Source organism: Rhodococcus sp. MS13 (assembly GCF_013277835.1).
Lineage (GTDB): Bacteria > Actinomycetota > Actinomycetes > Mycobacteriales > Mycobacteriaceae > Rhodococcus_F > Rhodococcus_F erythropolis.
In genome coordinates, this window is sequence record NZ_VBTL01000004.1 from 120,291 (window position 1) to 138,002 (window position 17,712).

Annotated in this window: 18 protein-coding genes; 9 read left to right on the top strand and 9 right to left on the bottom strand. The window is 63.5% G+C overall.

Annotation, left to right across the window (positions count from 1 at the left end; genetic code table 11):
• Nucleotides 1-7 precede the first annotated feature (7 nt).
• The 5 genes from FEZ59_RS08900 (at nt 8) to FEZ59_RS08920 (ending at nt 3,766) form a co-directional block, all read left to right on the top strand.
• Entirely contained in the window at nt 8-478 is a 471-nt protein-coding gene (locus tag FEZ59_RS08900; protein WP_134999855.1) for a DUF4395 domain-containing protein, read from the top strand.
• Between the two features lie 74 nt (nt 479-552).
• Nucleotides 553-1,386 carry a sulfurtransferase gene (locus FEZ59_RS08905; protein WP_020908929.1) on the top strand — a complete coding sequence of 278 codons (834 nt, stop codon included), beginning with the start codon at nt 553-555 and terminating at the stop codon, nt 1,384-1,386.
• Between the two features lie 2 nt (nt 1,387-1,388).
• Nucleotides 1,389-1,694, top strand: coding sequence for a DUF1416 domain-containing protein (locus FEZ59_RS08910; RefSeq protein WP_003939797.1), 306 nt, complete (start codon nt 1,389-1,391; stop codon nt 1,692-1,694).
• 258 nt (nt 1,695-1,952) lie between these two features.
• Nucleotides 1,953-2,591, top strand: coding sequence for an FABP family protein (locus FEZ59_RS08915; protein WP_172932741.1), 639 nt, complete (start codon nt 1,953-1,955; stop codon nt 2,589-2,591).
• Between the two features lie 134 nt (nt 2,592-2,725).
• A complete protein-coding gene (locus tag FEZ59_RS08920) occupies nt 2,726-3,766 on the top strand; it encodes a type IV toxin-antitoxin system AbiEi family antitoxin domain-containing protein (RefSeq protein ID WP_172932552.1) in 1,041 nt (346 codons plus the stop codon).
• 233 nt (nt 3,767-3,999) lie between these two features.
• Here FEZ59_RS08920 and cydC read toward each other — a convergent pair whose 3' ends face one another.
• The 5 genes from cydC to FEZ59_RS08945 all read right to left on the bottom strand — a co-directional run bounded on the left by cydC (nt 4,000) and on the right by FEZ59_RS08945 (nt 10,995).
• Nucleotides 4,000-5,688 (bottom strand): thiol reductant ABC exporter subunit CydC, encoded by a 1,689-nt coding sequence (gene cydC, locus FEZ59_RS08925; RefSeq protein WP_172932553.1) that lies wholly within the window; start codon nt 5,686-5,688, stop codon nt 4,000-4,002.
• On the bottom strand, nt 5,678-7,366 hold the full coding sequence (gene cydD / locus FEZ59_RS08930) for a thiol reductant ABC exporter subunit CydD (protein WP_172932554.1): 1,689 nt from the start codon (nt 7,364-7,366) through the stop codon (nt 5,678-5,680). The genes cydC and cydD overlap by 11 nt, the downstream gene beginning before the upstream one ends.
• Nucleotides 7,367-7,424: 58 nt before the next feature.
• A complete protein-coding gene (gene cydB, locus FEZ59_RS08935) occupies nt 7,425-8,468 on the bottom strand; it encodes a cytochrome d ubiquinol oxidase subunit II (RefSeq protein WP_172932555.1) in 1,044 nt (347 codons plus the stop codon).
• Between the two features lie 9 nt (nt 8,469-8,477).
• Complete coding sequence (locus FEZ59_RS08940; RefSeq protein ID WP_021332106.1) at nt 8,478-9,977, bottom strand: cytochrome ubiquinol oxidase subunit I; 1,500 nt, start codon at nt 9,975-9,977, stop codon at nt 8,478-8,480.
• A gap of 154 nt (nt 9,978-10,131) precedes the next feature.
• Nucleotides 10,132-10,995, bottom strand: a complete 864-nt coding sequence (locus FEZ59_RS08945; protein WP_019745097.1) for an aminodeoxychorismate lyase — start codon at nt 10,993-10,995, stop codon at nt 10,132-10,134.
• Between the two features lie 79 nt (nt 10,996-11,074).
• On the opposite strand from FEZ59_RS08945, the gene FEZ59_RS08950 reads away from it, so the two are divergent.
• The 4 genes from FEZ59_RS08950 to FEZ59_RS08965 all read left to right on the top strand — a co-directional run bounded on the left by FEZ59_RS08950 (nt 11,075) and on the right by FEZ59_RS08965 (nt 14,217).
• Nucleotides 11,075-12,196: a folate-binding protein YgfZ gene (locus FEZ59_RS08950; RefSeq protein ID WP_020908934.1), complete on the top strand. Its 1,122-nt coding sequence runs from the start codon at nt 11,075-11,077 to the stop codon at nt 12,194-12,196.
• A gap of 5 nt (nt 12,197-12,201) precedes the next feature.
• Complete coding sequence (locus FEZ59_RS08955; protein WP_031330855.1) at nt 12,202-12,861, top strand: MOSC domain-containing protein; 660 nt, start codon at nt 12,202-12,204, stop codon at nt 12,859-12,861.
• Nucleotides 12,858-13,811 carry an asparaginase gene (locus FEZ59_RS08960; RefSeq protein WP_003940365.1) on the top strand — a complete coding sequence of 318 codons (954 nt, stop codon included), beginning with the start codon at nt 12,858-12,860 and terminating at the stop codon, nt 13,809-13,811. The genes FEZ59_RS08955 and FEZ59_RS08960 overlap by 4 nt, the downstream gene beginning before the upstream one ends.
• Before the next feature lie 202 nt (nt 13,812-14,013).
• On the top strand, nt 14,014-14,217 hold the full coding sequence (locus tag FEZ59_RS08965; protein ID WP_003940337.1) for a DUF3073 domain-containing protein: 204 nt from the start codon (nt 14,014-14,016) through the stop codon (nt 14,215-14,217).
• A gap of 150 nt (nt 14,218-14,367) precedes the next feature.
• On the opposite strand, the gene purM is transcribed toward FEZ59_RS08965, so the two are convergent.
• The 4 genes from purM to FEZ59_RS08985 form a co-directional block, all read right to left on the bottom strand.
• On the bottom strand, nt 14,368-15,447 hold the full coding sequence (gene purM, locus FEZ59_RS08970; protein ID WP_003940225.1) for a phosphoribosylformylglycinamidine cyclo-ligase: 1,080 nt from the start codon (nt 15,445-15,447) through the stop codon (nt 14,368-14,370).
• Nucleotides 15,448-15,654: 207 nt separating this feature from the next.
• Nucleotides 15,655-16,401 (bottom strand): AIM24 family protein, encoded by a 747-nt coding sequence (locus FEZ59_RS08975; RefSeq protein WP_019745100.1) that lies wholly within the window; start codon nt 16,399-16,401, stop codon nt 15,655-15,657.
• A gap of 13 nt (nt 16,402-16,414) precedes the next feature.
• A complete protein-coding gene (locus FEZ59_RS08980; RefSeq protein WP_047889835.1) occupies nt 16,415-17,092 on the bottom strand; it encodes an AIM24 family protein in 678 nt (225 codons plus the stop codon).
• A 3-nt stretch (nt 17,093-17,095) separates the two neighbouring features.
• Nucleotides 17,096-17,704, bottom strand: a complete 609-nt coding sequence (locus FEZ59_RS08985) for an AIM24 family protein (RefSeq protein ID WP_020970622.1) — start codon at nt 17,702-17,704, stop codon at nt 17,096-17,098.
• Between the last annotated feature and the right edge of the window lie 8 nt (nt 17,705-17,712).

Sequence of the window (17,712 nt, forward strand, 5' to 3'; positions counted from 1 at the left end):
ACTCCCGATGTCCACAACCACAGCCCAGCTCGAGCAAGTCGACGTCCGCGGACCTCGGTTCGCCGCGTGGGTCACCACCGGCGTTCTCGTTCTCACGCTCATCCTCTCGACCTTCTCTCTGCCCGCCGCCACCGTCGTTCTCGCATTGCAGGCGATCGTCTTCGCAGTCGGAGCGGTACTCGGCCCCAAGCGCAGCCCGTACGGCCAGATCTTCGGCAAGCTCGTCACCCCGCGACTCTCGCCGGTCAGCGAACGCGAACCCGTGGCGCCGTTGCGCTTCGCTCAGTTCGTCGGCTTCGTCTTCGCGTTGGCAGGCACGGTCGGTTTCCTGGCCGGGTCGACGATCGTCGGCACCGTTGCCACCGGCTTCGCCCTGTTCGCGGCCCTGCTCAACGCCGCGTTCGGCATCTGCCTCGGCTGCCAGATCTACCCACTCGTCGCCAGGCTGCGAAATACCGGCCGCGCGACCACCGCGTGAAAACGCTTGCCACACAACCCCGCTGAACCCCTGCTAGATATCGACCGATGCAAGACCACATCGAAAGGAACACCATGGCTCGCTCCGACGTCCTAGTCTCCGCTGACTGGGCTGAGCAGAACCTCAACACCCCCAAGACCGTTTTTGTCGAGGTGGACGAGGACACCAGCGCATACGACGGCGGCCACATCGAGGGTGCAGTCAAGCTCGACTGGCGCAAGGACCTCCAGGACGGCGTCCGACGCGACTTCCTGAACCAGGAGCAGTTCTCGGACCTGCTCTCCGCCAAGGGTATTGCGAACGACGACACCGTCGTTCTCTACGGTGGCAACAACAACTGGTTCGCCGCTTACGCGTACTGGTACTTCAAGCTGTACGGCCACCAGGACATCAAGCTGATCGACGGCGGCCGCAAGAAGTGGGAACTCGACGGACGCCCGCTCTCCAAGGACGCAGTCAACCGCGAAGCCACGCAGTACAAGGCCGAGACCCCCGACTTCTCGATCCGCGCATTCCGCGACGAGGTCATCGACGCCATCGGCAGCAAGAACCTCGTCGACGTTCGTAGCCCTGACGAGTTCTCCGGCAAGATCCTCGCTCCCGCCCACCTTCCGCAGGAGCAGGCGCAGCAGCGTGGCCACGTCCCCGGAGCCATCAACATCCCGTGGAGCACCACCGCCAACGAGGACGGCACCTTCAAGTCGGACGACGACCTCACCAAGCTGTACGCGGAGAAGGGCTTCGACGACACCAAGGAAACGATCGCCTACTGCCGCATCGGCGAGCGCTCGAGCCACACCTGGTTCGTACTGCAGGAGATCCTCGGCAAGAACAACGTCAAGAACTACGACGGCAGCTGGGTCGAATACGGCTCACTCGTCGGCGCACCGATCGAATTGGGAGCCTGATCATGTGTGGAGCACCTACCCAGGGGCAGACCCTGCCTGCCGGCGTCGACGTCGAGAAGGAAACGGTCATCACCGGCCGCGTTCTCGCCGCTGACGGCCAGCCCATCGGCGGCGCATTCGTGCGTCTGCTCGACGGCTCCGGAGAGTTCACGGCCGAGGTCGTGGCATCGGGAACCGGCGATTTCCGCTTCTTCGCCGCTCCGGGTGAGTGGACCGTGCGTGCACTGTCCAGCTCGGGCAACGGCACATCCACCGTCGCTCCCGAGGGCTCGGGCGTGCACAACGTGGACGTGACCGTCAGCAAGTAATTCCTGCTTTTCCAGGCGGCCCCGCACCCCTTCGGTGCGGGGCCTTCTGCATTCCGGCTCCCGATTTTTCCGGTCGGTCGCCGCGGTCTAAGATGTACCCGTGGTCATTTTCTTCGAGGTACTCCTCGCACTCGCATCCGTCATGATCGCTTGGTTCTCCGTGTACGTCGTGTACCGCTTGGTCACCGACGAGTCGTGAGTCAGGCTCCGGATTCAGGGTCCGACGCGACCGCTGACGATTCCGCCGCTGCAGGTGCCGTGAGGCGCGGCAGCGGGGACGAAGCTGTCGCCATCGCCGTCGAGCGCTCCAAGTCGACGGCGTCGCTCAACATTCCGACCCTGCCGGACCTTCCGTTGCCCGAGGACACCGCAAACCTGCGCCTCGGCCCGGACATCAATCCCGAACTCCTCGCACTGCTCCCCCTCGTCGGCGTCTGGCGCGGCGAAGGCGAAGGGCACGACGAGACCGGCGACTACGCCTTCGGTCAGCAGATCGTCATCTCTCACGACGGCGGCCCCTACCTCAATTGGGAGTCCAGATCTTGGCGTCTCGACGCCGACGGCAAGTACGTGAGCCCTGATCTGCGCGAGAGCGGGTACTGGCGCATGGGCGGCGACGGCATCCCCGGCAGCGTCAACCAGGAAGTCGTCGAACTCCTGCTCAGCCACAGCTCCGGCGTCGTCGAAATGTACTACGGTCGTGCGCTCACCCAGGCGTCGTGGGAACTTGCCACCGACGTGGTGATCCGCAGCCAGTCCGGTGCACTGTACGGCGGCGCGAAGCGCCTCTACGGCATCGTCGAAGGCGGCGACCTCGCGTACGTCGAAGAGCGGATCATGTCTGACGGTGGCCTGGAACCGCGCCTCTCGGCGCGGCTGACCCGCTACATCGGCTAGTTCTGCTGTGCGCCTTTATTANNTAATAAAGGCGCACAGCAGATCCATCCACAGGCACCGACAAATTCCACAGGCGGGCACTGGAGCGGCAGTTTCGACCGATTCCTGTCGGACCGCGATCTCACGGTATTCGCATGAACTGCGACTACATCGATCCTGATCTCCGAAGACTCTTCGACTTCCAACACGGACTCGCGACCAATAAACAACTACGCCCTTTCGGCTATTCACCGCGGCGCATCCAACATCTGGTCGAATCGGGTCAATGGACTTCCGTCCTCCACGGCGTTCAATCCAGCACCAACGGCCCACTCAACCGAGCAATGATTCTCGAGGCCGCCCTTCTGTTCGGCGGCGGAGAGACCTACCTGAGTCACCGGACTGCTGCTGAAGAGTGGGGGCTCACGCACATCGAGTCCGAACTGCCGGTCCACATCACTGTCCGATACGGCAGATCCTCACGCTGTCAGAGGCCGACGGTCAGACCCGAACGCTCCCCGGCGCGCCCCGTTCCGTTGGGGTGGTCCACTGCCCATCCCGGAGTGATCGTTCATCGTTCACGCGCTCAGGCCCACATCGGCGTTGCCACTCAGCCTGCTCGTACTTCGCTGGCCGACACCGCAATTGACCTGGCGTTTGCAGAGCCGTCGGCTCGCGACGCCGCTCGTTCTCTGGTCCGATCGGCCACGGCGTGCAAGGTGTCCCGGATGGAACTACGCACCCGAATGGAATGCCGCCGGCCGAGGCGATATGTCAAAGCGCTGTCCTCGACGTTGGACCTCTTGGATCGCGGCGTCCAGTCGGTACTCGAACATCGCTACGCAATCGAAGTCGAGCGCGCACACGGTTTACCGGAAGCGCGACGGCAATCGCCGGTCCTCGTCGATGGGAGAACTCTCTACGAGGACGTCGACTACCGCAATTGCGGTGTCGCACTGATCGTTCGACTCGACGGTTTTGCCTTCCACTCTTCTCGGGCGACTGCACTGCGGGATCGGCGGCGAGGTAACGCATCCGAACTGTCAGGCAACGCCACACTGGTCTTCGGTTGGGAGGAGGTGGAGGGGGCCTCGTGCCGAACTGCAGCCGAGGTCAGAGCGATCCTCGAGCGCGGTGGTTGGTGGGGGCCTAATCCTTGTCCACGCTGTGCGCCCTTATTAACCGCCGGGGGTTAATAAAGGCGCACAGCACGAAGCGACCCCCGAGCCACACCCACGCTTTCGCGCGGATCCCGGTCGGACTGATCGGGGGCTCGGGGGTCGGGTGGCTGCCTGGGATTCGCCGGCCGCTCACGCGGTAAGTGAATTCCATCAGCGATTGCGGCTAGCTGGCAGCCACCTCACGCGTCCGTCTGTACTTCAATTTCAGACCACCTCCTTCCTTGTGTAAAGGAGAAAGTACGCCCACTTCACGACGACGGCAACGTATTTTCCACAGAAACTTTTCCGACGCATATCACCTGGTCAGCTGCTGTGCCGTCCGGAAGTTGGTGGGTGACGACAACAACGGTTCGCGAAGAATCGACCAGCGTTGCGTCGCGAGCGAGCAACTCGAGGAGCAACTGAGCGCCGGCCTCCGCGTCCATGTGCTCGGTCGGCTCGTCGAGCAGCAGCACCTCCGCAGGCGAGACGATCGCGCGTGCCAACAGCAACCGACGACGCTCACCGCCCGAAACCGCTCGCATACCGCCGACCAGGTAGGTATCGAGCCCTTCCGGCAGTTCCGACAGCCAGTCGCCGAGACCAACTGCGGCAAGTGCCTTCTCCGCGTCCTCGGCGGTGAGGTCACCCCGCGCAACGCGCAGGTTCTCGAGTACCGACGTCTCGAAGAGGTGTGCATCTTCGGCGAAGTACCCCACGTGCCTGCGCAGGTCGGCCGGATCGATATCCGAAATATCCACTGCGCCAACGCGAACTGTTCCCGCGACGGGCGGCAGCAACCCCGCCGTCGTCATCAGTGCGGTGGTCTTTCCGGATCCGCTCTCCCCGACGACGGCAACGCGGGCACCGCGAGGAAGATCGACGGAGAGCGGTTCGGTCTCTTTTCCCCCGGGCCAACCCGCCTGCAATGCATGCACGCTGAGAATCCCGTTCTCCGGCCACGCACGATTTCCTTCGACGTGTTCCGCGTCGGCTCGATCGAGTACCGCCATGATGCGAGCCGACGCCAGCCGCGCCTTGGTCAATGCAACTGCCGCGCTGGGCAGTATCGCGGTTCCCTCGAAAGCCGACAGCGGAAGCAGTACAAGGATTCCCATGGACATCGGTGACATGTCGGTGGTTCCGTACAGCGTAATTCCGATCAGCAGGGCACCGAGGACGCTCACGCCGATTGCCAGGGGCGTCGCAGCGGCGGCAAAGGCACTCGGTACCGCCGCGCGATCGGTTGCATCGACCACCTCGTTCTCGGCGGACACAGCCTCGCTCACCGCCTGATCCAAGCGACCTGATACTCGAAGCTCAGCGGAATGGTCGAGCGCGGTCACCGCTGACGCACTGAATCGCGCTGCGGCAGCTGAACTGTCGGCCTCCGCAAGTCGAGCAGCTCGCGCCGACAGCCAGGGCGCCGCAATCCCGGACACCGCCAGCGCAACAGCCAGAATGAGTGCGGCCGGAATCGAGATGAACAACAGGATTCCCACCGCGGCGAAGGCGAGGACAACCGAAACAGCAATCGGGATCAGCGCTTTGACGACGACGTCGCCCAGTGCGTCCACGTCGGAGCCCGTACGGGAGAGCAGGTCACCGCGTCGTAGTCCGGCGGCAGCCGCGGGATCTCCCGCTGCCAACTGCTGGTAGATCCTCGACCGCGCTGCGGTGGTGCCGCGCAATGCGACGTCGTGCGTCGTCAATCGTTCGAGATAGCGGAAGACACCACGTGAGATTCCCAATGCGCGTACGGCAACCACGGCGACGCTGAGATCGAGAACGGGAGGCATCTCCCATGCGCGCGTGATCAACCATGCGGACAGCGCGGCCAAGGCGAGTGCGCTACCGAGTGTTGCCACACCGGCGGCCACCGCAGTCAGTACGCGTCGTGGTCGAAGTTCCAGTAGCCGAAGAGCACGCAGAAGCGGATCGTGAGCGTCACTTCTCATGAGCGCGCACCTCGACGATCCGGTCAGCTGCGGCGAGCACACTCGGACGGTGGCCGATCACGACGACGGTGTCGCCGCGCTCCGCCCGTGCTCTCAGAGAAGCCAACACTGTCCCTTCAGAATCGGAATCGAGGTGAGCGGTGGGTTCGTCGAGGACAAGAAGTGCGCGGTCCGAGGCGAGCACGCGTGTCAGCGCCAGTCGTTGTCGCTGCCCCAGCGACAAACCTGTGCCGCCGACGCCGATAACGGTCTCGACACCCGCAGGCAGCTCGGCCAATACCGCGTCGAATCCCGTCGCAGCAGCGGCGCGAGCCAATGCTTGCGCATCGACGACCCCGGTGAGATCGAGATTTTCACGAACGGTGCCAGGTAGGAGGACCGGATGCTGGGGAAGCCATGCCAACTGACTCCACCACGCGTGCTCGTCCAGGTCTCGGACATCGACGCCGGCGACCGTCACGCGGCCACTGCTCGGTTCGATCAGTCCGAGTAGCGCGTGCACTGCCGTCGACTTGCCGCAGCCGTTGGGACCGGTGAGCACGGTGATCGCCCCTGGTGACGCCACGGCGGAAAGTTGAGACGGTGCGACTCCCCCACGAGAGGTCACGCCGAGTCCGTCGAAGACGATGTCGGCGCCGCAAGCGACCACCGTCGTGCTACCACCCTCCGGTGCCGCAGAATCCGCCTCGATCACCTCGAATGCCTTGTCGGCTGCTGCCATTCCGTCCTCGGCGGCGTGGAACTGGGTTCCCACCATCCGAAGTGGCAGATACACCTCGGGTGCGAGGATCAACGCGACTATCCCCGGCTCGAGTGACATGTCCCCATACACGAGTCGCAAGCCGATGCTCACGGCCACCAATGCGACGCAGAGTGTTGCGAGCAGTTCAAGCACCATCGAGGACAGGAACGCTACGCGCAGAGCAGACATGGTTGTCCGTCGATGGGCGTCACCGAGTTCACGGACACGCTCGGCAGGGCCTTGCTGACGACCGAGCGCTCGCAGTGTCGGCAGTCCGGCAAGTAGATCGAGCAGTTGCGAAGACAGCGTGGTCATTGCTGCCAACGTCTTCTCCGACTTACCCTTCGTCAGCAAGCCGATCAGAATCATGAAGATCGGGATCAGCGGCAGCGTCACGAAAATGATGACCGCGGACGTCATGTCCTGCACCGCAATGACTATCAGGGTGATAGGCGTCAGTGTCACCGACAGGACCAGAGCCGGAAGGTATCCCGTCAGGTACGGACCGAGGCCGTCGACACCGCGGGTGACCACGGTCGCGATCTCGTCACGCCGAGGATCCAGATCACGCGGACTCATCGCCGTCGCCGACGTCAGCACGCCGTTCTTGATCTCGGCAACGACGCGAGTCGACGCCCGGTGTGCGTATCTGGTCTGCAGCCAGGTCCCCAGAACCCTGACCGCCACAGCTGCGGCCAGAACAACCAATTCGGTTGTCCACGAAGAAACATCCACAGTTCGAGTGGTGATCACTCCGGCCAAGACTCGGCCGATCATGAGCGCCGCGACGATGACCATCACGACGTTCACCATCGACAGAGCGACCGTCAGGATCAGATAGCCGCGCGCAGAAGCGGAATGGCGCCACAGTCGCGGGTCGATCGGCCCCCGGCGACGCTCCCGAGTGGTGGGAGCGTCGCCTACTTCGATAGTCACGTGAATTCGACCGTCAGTTCTTTCGTGTTTCGAATCTTTTGTGATTGCGGGTTTGCCACTACCACGTCTTCTCCTTGAATCGCAGACCGATCGACGCCGGAATCTGCTTCGAGGAGATGCGCTGTCGGAACACCCAGTACGTCCAACCCTGGTAGATGATCACCACCGGCGTCATGAATGCCGCGGCCCACGTCATCACCTTGAGCGTGTACGGACTCGACGACGCGTTCTCGATGGTCAGGCTGTACGCCGGATCGAGCGTCGACGGCATGACGTTCGGGAACAGCGAGGCGAACAGCAGCACGACGGTGGCGATGACGGCCACACAGGTGAGAACGAAGGCCCAGCCTTCGCGCTCGGCCCGCGTCAGGAAGACGACGCCGATCAGTGCAGCAGCAGCGCCGGCTACCAGAATCCACGTCCATCCCTTGCCGTAGGCGAGCTGCGTCCACAGGACGAATCCGCCGGCGACGGGAATAGCCGGAATTGCGAGTCGTGCAGCAATTTTCACTGCGTCTTCACGAACCTCGTCGGCACTCTTGAGCGCCAGGAACACAGCGCCGTGGAGAGCGAACACCAGTGCGGTGGTCAGACCGCCGAGCAGTGCGTACGGATTGAGCAGATCGAAGAATCCCGACTCGACCTGCTTGTCGGCGTTGATCGCCACGCCCCGAACGATGTTCGCGAAAGCCACGCCCCAGAGAACTGCCGGGACCCAGGAGCCGAAGATGATGCCCCAGTCGCAGCGCTGACGCCATTTGTCGTCGTCGATCTTGCTTCGCCATTCGATGGCACAGATTCGAACGATCAAGGCCACCAGGATGATCAGCAGCGGTAGATAGAACCCGGAGAACAATGTCGCGTACCACTCCGGGAATGCCGCGAACATCGCGCCACCGGCGGTGATCAGCCACACCTCGTTGCCGTCCCACACCGGGCCGATCGTGTTGAGCGCCACCCGTCGACGCGTATCTGCCGGGAGGTCACTGCCTCTGCCGACGATCGGCATGAGCATTCCGACACCGAAGTCGAATCCTTCGAGGACGAAGTAACCGATGAACAGTACTGCGACGAGCACGAACCATACTTCTTGAAGTCCCATGATCGCCTCCTAGTACGCGAACGACAGTTGTTTGGGCTTGTCCGGATCTTCCGGCTCGTCATGATCCGTATCGCCCGGCGGATGCATGTCGTGCTCCAACGGACCTTCCTTCGCGTACCGCACGATCAGCTTGAACCAGACCACACCCAGCGCTCCGTACAGGAGGGTGAAGGTGATCAGCGAAACCCAGACGGTAGCCGACGCGTGGTCCGAAACACCTTGGTCGACAGTCAGTCTGATCATGTCGACGCCGGTCGGATTGGGATGCACCACCCAGGGCTGACGGCCCATCTCGGTGAAGATCCAGCCCGCGCTGTTCGCCATGAACGGAGTGGGAATCGCGACGAGACTGAGGATTCCGAACCACTTCTGGTCCGGGACCCGCCCCTTCCGTGTGACCCACAGTCCCGCGAGAGCCAGTGCTGCCGAACCGGCGGCGAGACCGATCATGGCGCGGAAAGACCAGTACGTGACAAAGAGATTCGGTCGGTAGTTGCCCGGTCCGAAGTCCTGCTCCGCCTGCTCCTGCAGTTGGTTCACGCCTTGCAGTTCGACGCCGGTGAACTTGCCCTCGGCCAACCACGGTAGAACGAACGGCACCTTCAGAACGTGCGTCACGCTGTCACAGTTGTTGTGTGTACCGATGGTGAGAATCGAGAAATCCGGATCCATCTCGGTGTCGCACAGCGACTCTGCCGACGCCATCTTCATGGGTTGCTGCTGGAACATGAGCTTGCCTTGAACGTCACCGGTGTAGATGATGCCGATTCCGGCCACGATCATGACGAGCAAGGCGAATCGTGTTGCCGGGCGGTACATCGTTCGTGCGTCGGTTTCGAGACGCTCGGCTTCGGCGGCCTCAGCCTGCTTGGCGCGGCGCATGTTCCGCACCATCCACCAACCACTGATGCCGGCAACAAACGTCGCCGCCGTCAGGAAGGCGCCGGCAACCGCGTGCGGGAAGGCAGCAAGAGCGGTGTTGTTGGTCAACAACTCCCAGATGCTGGTGAGTTCGGCACGACCCGTTTCAGGGTTGTACGTCGCACCGACCGGATGCTGCATGAACGAGTTGGCCGCGATGATGAAGAACGCCGACGCGTTGACGCCGATCGCCACGAGCCAAATACACGCCAGGTGTACAAGTTTGGGCAGCCTGCCCCAACCGAAGATCCAGAGTCCGATGAAGACGGACTCCATGAAGAATGCGACCAGGCCTTCCAACGCGAGTGGAGCTCCGAAGACGTCACCGACGAATCGCGAGTACTCGCTCCAGTTCATGCCGAACTGGAACTCCTGCACGATGCCGGTGGCTACACCGAGTGCGAAGTTGATGAGAAAGAGCTTGCCGAAAAACTTGGTGAGCCGATACCAGTGGTCCTTTTTGGTGACCACCCACATCGTCTGCATGATCGCGATCATCGGTGCAAGTCCGATGGTCAGCGGAACAAGGATGAAGTGGTAGACGGTAGTGATACCGAACTGCCACCTGGAGACGTCCAAAGTATCCATTGGCTACTCCGAGAGTAGGGCCCTGGGACAGGCTTCGGGGTTCGAGACGCGGGCAGTCGCTCGGCCCCTGCGGACACGGTACTGCTGTCCGGTTTGGACCGCAGGACTTTGCTACTACCAAATGTAGTAGAGACCTGTCGCGATTCCTATTCGCCTATCGCCCTGCTGAATCCGAATCAATTGCACGTTCAACCAATTCCGCGAATTCCTCGGAGACCTTCGGCTCTGGCAATGCGAGCCCGTCGAGTGTATGGACGCGTGCGGCCAGCGTGACGCTCGAAACCATCCACACTCCGTCGGCCGCAATCAAATCCGCAGGTCGGAGGGTTTCGTATCGGCAATCGAAGCGAGCACTGCCGGCAACGTCGAACAGAGCACGCTGCGTCGTACCCATCAAAATGCCCTGTGCGGGAGGCGGTGTGATCAAAGTCCTGTCCCGAACGATCACCACCGTCGAGCGTGGCCCCTCCAACACATTGCCCTCGGAACTGACGAAGATCACATCGTCGGCACCCAAATTCGCCGCATATCGGAGCGCTGCCATGTTGGTTGCGTAGGACAACGTCTTCGCGCCCAGTAGCTGCCAGGGTGCCCGGGCAGAGAGATCGACCGAGAAACCTCGCTCGAGAGTCATCACCGACAGCCCCGATTCGCGGACCTGTCTGACCCGATCGGCCACCGGACCGACCATCACGAAGGCTGTCGGCTTGTCACCGCTCTCACGGCCGCGGGTCAGAACAAGACGAAGAGCGCCTTCCTTCTCTGTCCCCCACTCCTCGGCAGCCATCTCGATCGCCAGACGCCAGTCATCGAGAACGGGGGCGGGCAGACCCAGTGCCCGCGCGCTCAGAACCAGTCGACTCAGATGTCCCTCGACCACCCGCGCCCTACCGTCGCGCACCAACAGCGTCTCGAAGACTCCGTCGCCGCGCACCACCGCCAGGTCGTCGGCGTGCAGAAACGGTGCGTCAGCATCGAGCACCTCATGGTCGAGAGTCACCAATACGCGATCAGGCATGCCATCAACCCTAACGATCCGCCAAGCCGCCGGGGCCGCCCTGTAACCGCGATCCCGCCCACACTCCTAGACTGGTCTTGTGGTCGACAACGCTCTTGTGCCCAACAGCCCACTCCTGACTTCCCCCGGCGCGGTCACCGCACCGGACGGTTCGGCCGACATCGGTGTCGCATGGCACTACGGCGATCCCCTCGGTGAACAGCGAACCGCGCAGCGCGCAGCAGTGGTGGTCGACCGCAGTCACAGATTCGTGATCGCCATTCCCGGCGACGAACGCCTCACGTGGCTGCACACGATTTCGAGCCAGCACATCGCCGCGCTCCCCGACGGCAAGAGTGCCGAGAACCTGAGCCTGGATGTCAACGGACGCGTCGAGCACCACTTCGTGCAGACGGACCTGGCCGGTGTCACCTGGATCGACACCGAAGCCGACCGCGGACCCGACCTCCTCTCCTTCTTGAAGAAGATGGTGTTCTGGTCCAAGGCCGAGCCTCGGGACGGCAACGAGCTCGCGGTATTGAGCCTGGTCGGTCCCGAATCCCCAGCTGTCCTCTCTGCGATCGGCGTGCAGACACCAACCGATGCCTACGACGCTCTCGCGCTGGCCGACGGCGGGTTCGTCCGCCGCATGCCGTGGCCCACCGAGGACTCTTTCGATCTGCTCGTCCCACGTGAGCAACTGGCGGCGTGGTGGACCAAGCTGACCGATGCCGGTGCCAAGCCCGCCGGAAGTTGGGCCTTCGAGGCGCTCCGCGTCGAAGCGAGGAGGCCTCGCCTCGGACTGGACACCGACGAGCGGACGATCCCGCACGAGGTCCACTGGATCGGCGGGCCGGCCGAACACGGCGCCGTCCACCTCGACAAGGGCTGCTACCGCGGTCAGGAAACCGTCGCCCGGGTTCACAATCTCGGCAAGCCCCCGCGCCATCTCGTCATGTTGCACCTCGACGGCAGCGCCGAAGCGGTCCCGGAACCGGGTGACCCGATCACGGCGGGCGGACGAGCAGTCGGACGTGTCGGGACCGTCGTCAATCATCACGAACTCGGCCCCATCGCGCTCGCTCTGATCAAGCGCAACATTCCGGTCGACACCGAACTGATGGCCGGCCCCAGCGCTGCGTCCATCGATCCGGATTCGATCGTCGCGGACGACGCACCCCAGGCCGGACGTGAGGCTGTCAACCGATTGCGCGGAAAGTGACGGGCATGGTCGACGCGGTCTGCGTCGTCCACACCGAACGTGACAGTGGCGTCAGGCGAGTCCCCCGAACCGCGATCGACAAGCGTCCCGTCGACGGCCGCGTAGCGGTCGGCCGACTCGGCCTGGGTGGCGACTACGTCTGCGACACCGAATTCCACGGCGGCGCCTTCCAAGCTGTCTACGCGTATCAGCGCGACGAAGCGCAGCGATGGTCGGACGAGTTGGGCCGACCGCTCGCCCCGGGGTGGTTCGGCGAGAACCTCCACATCAGCGGAATGCTCGTCACGGACGCCGTGATCGGCGAGCGTTGGCACATCACCGGAGCCGAGGCGTCGGACGTTCTCGAACTCGAGGTAACCGCTCCCCGCGTCCCGTGCGGCACCTTCGGCATCTGGGCCGCGGAAAAGGGCTGGGTCAAAAGATTCACCGAGCGGACCGACGTCGGCGCATACCTTCGCGTCAACCGGACCGGCACGATCGCCGCGGGCGACTCGGTCACCCGAGTCCACGTACCGGATCACGGCGTGACTGTTCGAGAAGTCTTTGCCGGAACCGACCCCGAGAGACTCCGACGGCTCCTCGCAGAACACACCGATCTTGCACCGAACGTCGCCGCGCGCGTCCAGAGGTTCATCGAACAAGCAGAAGCGCAGGTGCACTCGTGAGTATCGAATTGGTGGAAGTGGTCCGCTCCGGATTCCGCGAATGCGTGCATCGCGGATCGGCCGTCATTCTGGGCGCCGACGGCGAGGTCGTTGTCGGACTCGGGGAAATTCACACACCCATCTACCCGCGCTCGGCGAACAAGCCGCTGCAAGCCGTCGCTGCGCTTCGTAACGGCTTTGCACCCACCAGTCCGGAAGAGTTGGCCGTCGCGTCGTCCTCACATGCGGGCGAGGCCGATCACATCGAATTGGTCGCCGCGCTTCTCGCTCGCTACCAACTCGGTGTCGACCAGTTGCAGTGCCCCTCCGATCTGCCGGGCAACGAGCTGGCCCGAGCCGAACTGATCGCAGCGGGCGAACTTCCCAGTCCGATCTACATGACCTGCTCGGGCAAGCACTCCGCGATGCTCGCGACGTGCGTCGTGAACGACTGGCCGCTCGAGACGTACATGGAGCCGACCCATCCCCTCCAACTCGCGATCCAGGAGACGATCTTCGATCTCAGCGGCGAGGAAGAGCAGGAACTCGGCATCGACGGTTGTGGTCTCCCGATCGTCCCGCTTTCGCTCACGAACCTGGCTCGGGCATTCGGACGCCTGCCCTCGGCTGAGCCGGACTCCCCTGAACGGGCTGTGGCCGACGCGGTCCGCGAAAACCCCTTCCTCGTCTCGGGCACGGGCCGCAACGATCAGCGCCTGATGTCCGCCGTGCCGGGTCTGTTCTCCAAGACCGGATACGACGGCATCTACGCCGGAGCGCTTCCCGACGGTTCCGCTTTCGCCCTCAAGATCGACGACGGCCACGAGCGGGCGCTCCTGCCATTGGCGGCAGCTCTGCTCAAGCGAATGAACACCGAGTGGACCGAGGAATTGGCGGCTCTCGCATCCGCTCCGGTCTTCGGCGGGGACGCCCGAGTGGGGACGATTCGCGCAATTCCCGGAAACTTCTGAGCAGTTCTCACAAAGTTCTGACGAGTTCTTTCAGCATCCTGGCAGCTCGCGGCCATAGTGAGAGCAATCAGACACGGCGGTGAGGCGTTCGTGGAAGCGGAAGCGACTTTTCCACGCTAGAGTGTGTGTCAGGAAACTTACACACTCAAACGGGGCCGCCAAATTCCCCAGGCCGCCCCGCGAAAGCGCGAGGGGGTCAGCCATGGGCCGCGGCCGGGCTAAGGCAAAGCAGACCAAGGTTGCACGCGAATTGAAGTACAGCGTACCGACCACGGATTTCGACAGCCTGCAAAGAGAGCTCGCAGGTGGATCGACCAACTCGCATCGGAGCAGTGTCCGATCGGACCAGACTTCCGATAGGGAAGGGCATGCGCGAGAGGACGACTACGACGACTGGCGGCGTTGACCGCGCACTGCCACCGCGCAGACTGTGAAATGAGGAAGAGCTGATCGCTCTTCCTCATTTTTGCGTTCCATTTTCTGCCCCGCGCCTGCTTGTACGGACACACAAAACTGCCCCACCGGATCTCTCCGATGGGGCAGCTGACGTTGCGGCCTAGAAGCGCGGGTGGTCTCCGGCCAGGAACGCACGCTCTGCAGCGGCGTCCGACGCCTTCTTGACGCTACCGAGCGTCCAGCAGTCGATGTGGCGTGCAGTCAGGACGGCAAGTGCGCGGTCGACGTCCTCGGGCGCCACGACGGCAACCATGCCGACGCCCATGTTGAAGGTCTGCTCCATCTCGGCGCGCTCGACGCGTCCGCGCTGCGCGATCATCGCGAACACCGGAGCGGGGCTCCAGGTTCCGCGATCGAGTTCGGCGACCAAGCCCTTGGGCATGACGCGTGCAAGGTTGTTGGCGAGGCCGCCACCGGTGACGTGGCAGAAGGTGCGCACGTCGGTCTCGGCAGCGAGTGCCAGGCAGTCCTTGGCGTAGATCTTCGTGGGCTCGAGCAGTTCCTCACCGAGCGTGCGGCCGAACTCGTCGACGTGTGCGCTCAGGTTCATGCGGTCGATCTCGAGCAGGACCTTGCGGGCCAGCGAGTAACCGTTGGAGTGAAGTCCCGACGAGCCCATGGCGATGACGACGTCGCCGGGGCGAACGCGGTCCGGTCCGAGCAGCTTCTCGGCCTCCACGACACCGACGCCGGTGGCGGAGAGGTCGTAGTCACCGTCGGCCATGATGCCGGGGTGCTCGGCGGTCTCGCCTCCGAGGAGAGCGCAACCGGCCTGGATGCAGCCCTCGGCGATGCCGCTGACCAATTCCGCGACGCGCTCGGGGATGACCCGGCCGACAGCGATGTAGTCCTGAAGGAACAGCGGCTCGGCGCCACAGACGACGAGGTCGTCGACAACCATGGCGACGAGGTCGAGTCCGACCGTGTCGTGCTTGTCCATCGCCTGCGCGACAGCGAGCTTGGTTCCGACGCCGTCGGTCGATGCGGCGAGCAGCGGCTCCTTGTAGTCACCCTTGAGGGAGAACAAGCCGGCGAAACCACCGAGGCCACCCATGACCTCGGGGCGGCTGGCCTTCTTGGCCAGAGGGGCGAAGAGTTCCACCGCCCGGTCGCCTGCGGCGATATCGACTCCTGCTGCCGCGTAGGAGGCGCCTGCGGTGCGGTGACTGTCCTCGGTCATCGGGTTACTACTCCAGCCTTGTATTTCTCGCGAGCACGTATTGCTCGTGCACAGGTAAGTGGTCTTGCAATGTGAAGTGTTTGCAATCCTCGTGACGCGAGATGGATCGTTCGACTCGAGACCCAGAGCGCGCACACAAATACCGACGATTACGCCCATACGCTACCGGACCGGCCCCCTCGGTGAGACCTCGCGTACCCCGAGACGTCAGTTCTGCAGCCGCGCACCGATCGAGGAGTGCAGCGCTCGCAGACTGTTCTGCCCGAGTGCAACGGTCTCGGATTCGATGTGTTTGAGGAGGTGCCCGTCGTGGACGACCTTCTCGCTCGACTGGATCAGCACCGTGCCGGCTCCGGTGAAATCGAACTGGCGTTCTTCACCGGTATTCGCGCCGAACATGCTTCCCCGAACCGCGCCCAGGAAGCTCTGCATCCAGTCCGCATCGAAGTGATGGGACGGCGACGGGCAGTCGGCCCAACCCACCAACGCCTGCGGGTCGATGCGCAGCGGCGGCTCCGCGAACATGACCGGGCCGTTGGACGACGCCAGGAACTTGCCCGTTCCCAGCAGCGTCAAAAAGCCTGGGACGATGGACTGTTTGAGGTCCAGGCTCGTCTCGAAGGCGAGGAGATTGGCCGCGCGAATCGTGAGGTTGCCGTCGTCGAGGTCGTAGGAATTGATGTTGAATCCGCGGTCGCCGAGGATCAACTTGCCCTGCCCCTGGGCGAGCACCCAGTCGTCCGCGTAGAGCGGCGAAGAGAACCTGGCCGCGACGATCGCCGTCATACTCGTGCGCCCGAGCGGCTCGAAGTTGATGTTTCCGTAGTACGCGATCATCGCGCCCTTGGACGTGAACCACGGTTGTCCGGCCATCTCGACGCAGAAGGCGTAGTCGTTGCCCGGGACGTTGTCGTTGGCGGGCAGAGTTGCCGGATTGTGAATTTCGATACCCATGCTCGTTGCCCTCTCAGAACTTCTGCTCGGACGCCTGGACCCAGACGGTGCCGGCGCCGGTCATCTTCAGCTGGATGGACTCCCCCGAGCCCTTGCCGACGGCCTCGCGCCAGCCGACGTTCGCGGAGATGTCGACGTTGATCTGACCGATGTGGCACACGTATGCCTGCGGGTCGACGACGACCTGAGGATTGTTCGGACCGACCTGCAACGGAATCGCGCCCCCGTGCGAGAGAACCGCGACGCTTCCCTGTCCGTGCAACTGCGTCGTGAACAGCCCTTGACCGGTCATCGCTCCGCGTACCGCTCCGCGCACACCGCCCTGCGACGTGAGAGCGACTATCGAACTCTGGAGGTAACCGTCGTGTGCGAGGAGTCGGTCGGCTTCGACCGTGAGCATCGACGAACCGTCGAGGTGGATGACCTCGACATACAAACCGGCGTGCCCGTAGAAGACCTCACCGTTTCCCTCGGCCGCCATCATGCGTGCATGCTCGCCGGACATCATGCGGCCGGCCATCCCGGCGATACCGCCCATGTTCGGCATGGCGCCTGGCCCACCGCCCATGCTGTGCGGGACGAAGCGGACGTCACCGGTGTAGTAGAGCATCGACCCGGTGCGGGCGAGCACGTTCTGGCCAGGCGCGAGGGTCGACTTGACGACCTTGCTGTTCACCAATTCCAACGGCATGGTTCAGCGCTCCTCGGGCTGGATGTAGACGACTCCGGATCCGTCGAATCGCAGCGAGAACGCTTCACCGCTGCCACCGCCGATCGCGGAGCGCCAGGTGACGTCGGTGACGAAGCTCTGGTTGAGCTGGCCACGGTGAGCGACGAATGCGTCGGGATCGGCAACCAGCGGATACTGCGGGCTGACTTCGAGCGCGATGATCGGTCCGCCCTTCGACAGCACGGCCACCAGACCGGTGCCGCTGACGACCGTCGTGAACAAGCCCTGTCCGGAACCTGCGCCGCGGAGGCCGGCAAATTTCACATCGGTTCGCAGCTGTCCGACCAGTGCGAGCAACTGTGACGCTTCCACGTGCAGAGCGTCGTTGTCGAGTTCGATGATCGTGATGTCCTGGGCGTCGACCGCGAAGTAGACGGTGCCTTGTCCGCTGACTTCCATCAGGGACAGCGATTCACCTGCCGCCTTCTGTTTCAGCGCGGCACGTAACCCTCCGCCACCGCCCATTCCGGCGTTCTTGAAGGTGATCGCACCCTCGTACGCCACCATCGAACCGTTGATCGCTTTGATGGTGTCCCCCACCAGGTCTGCGACCAGTACCCGGTGCCCATCCATTCTCAGTT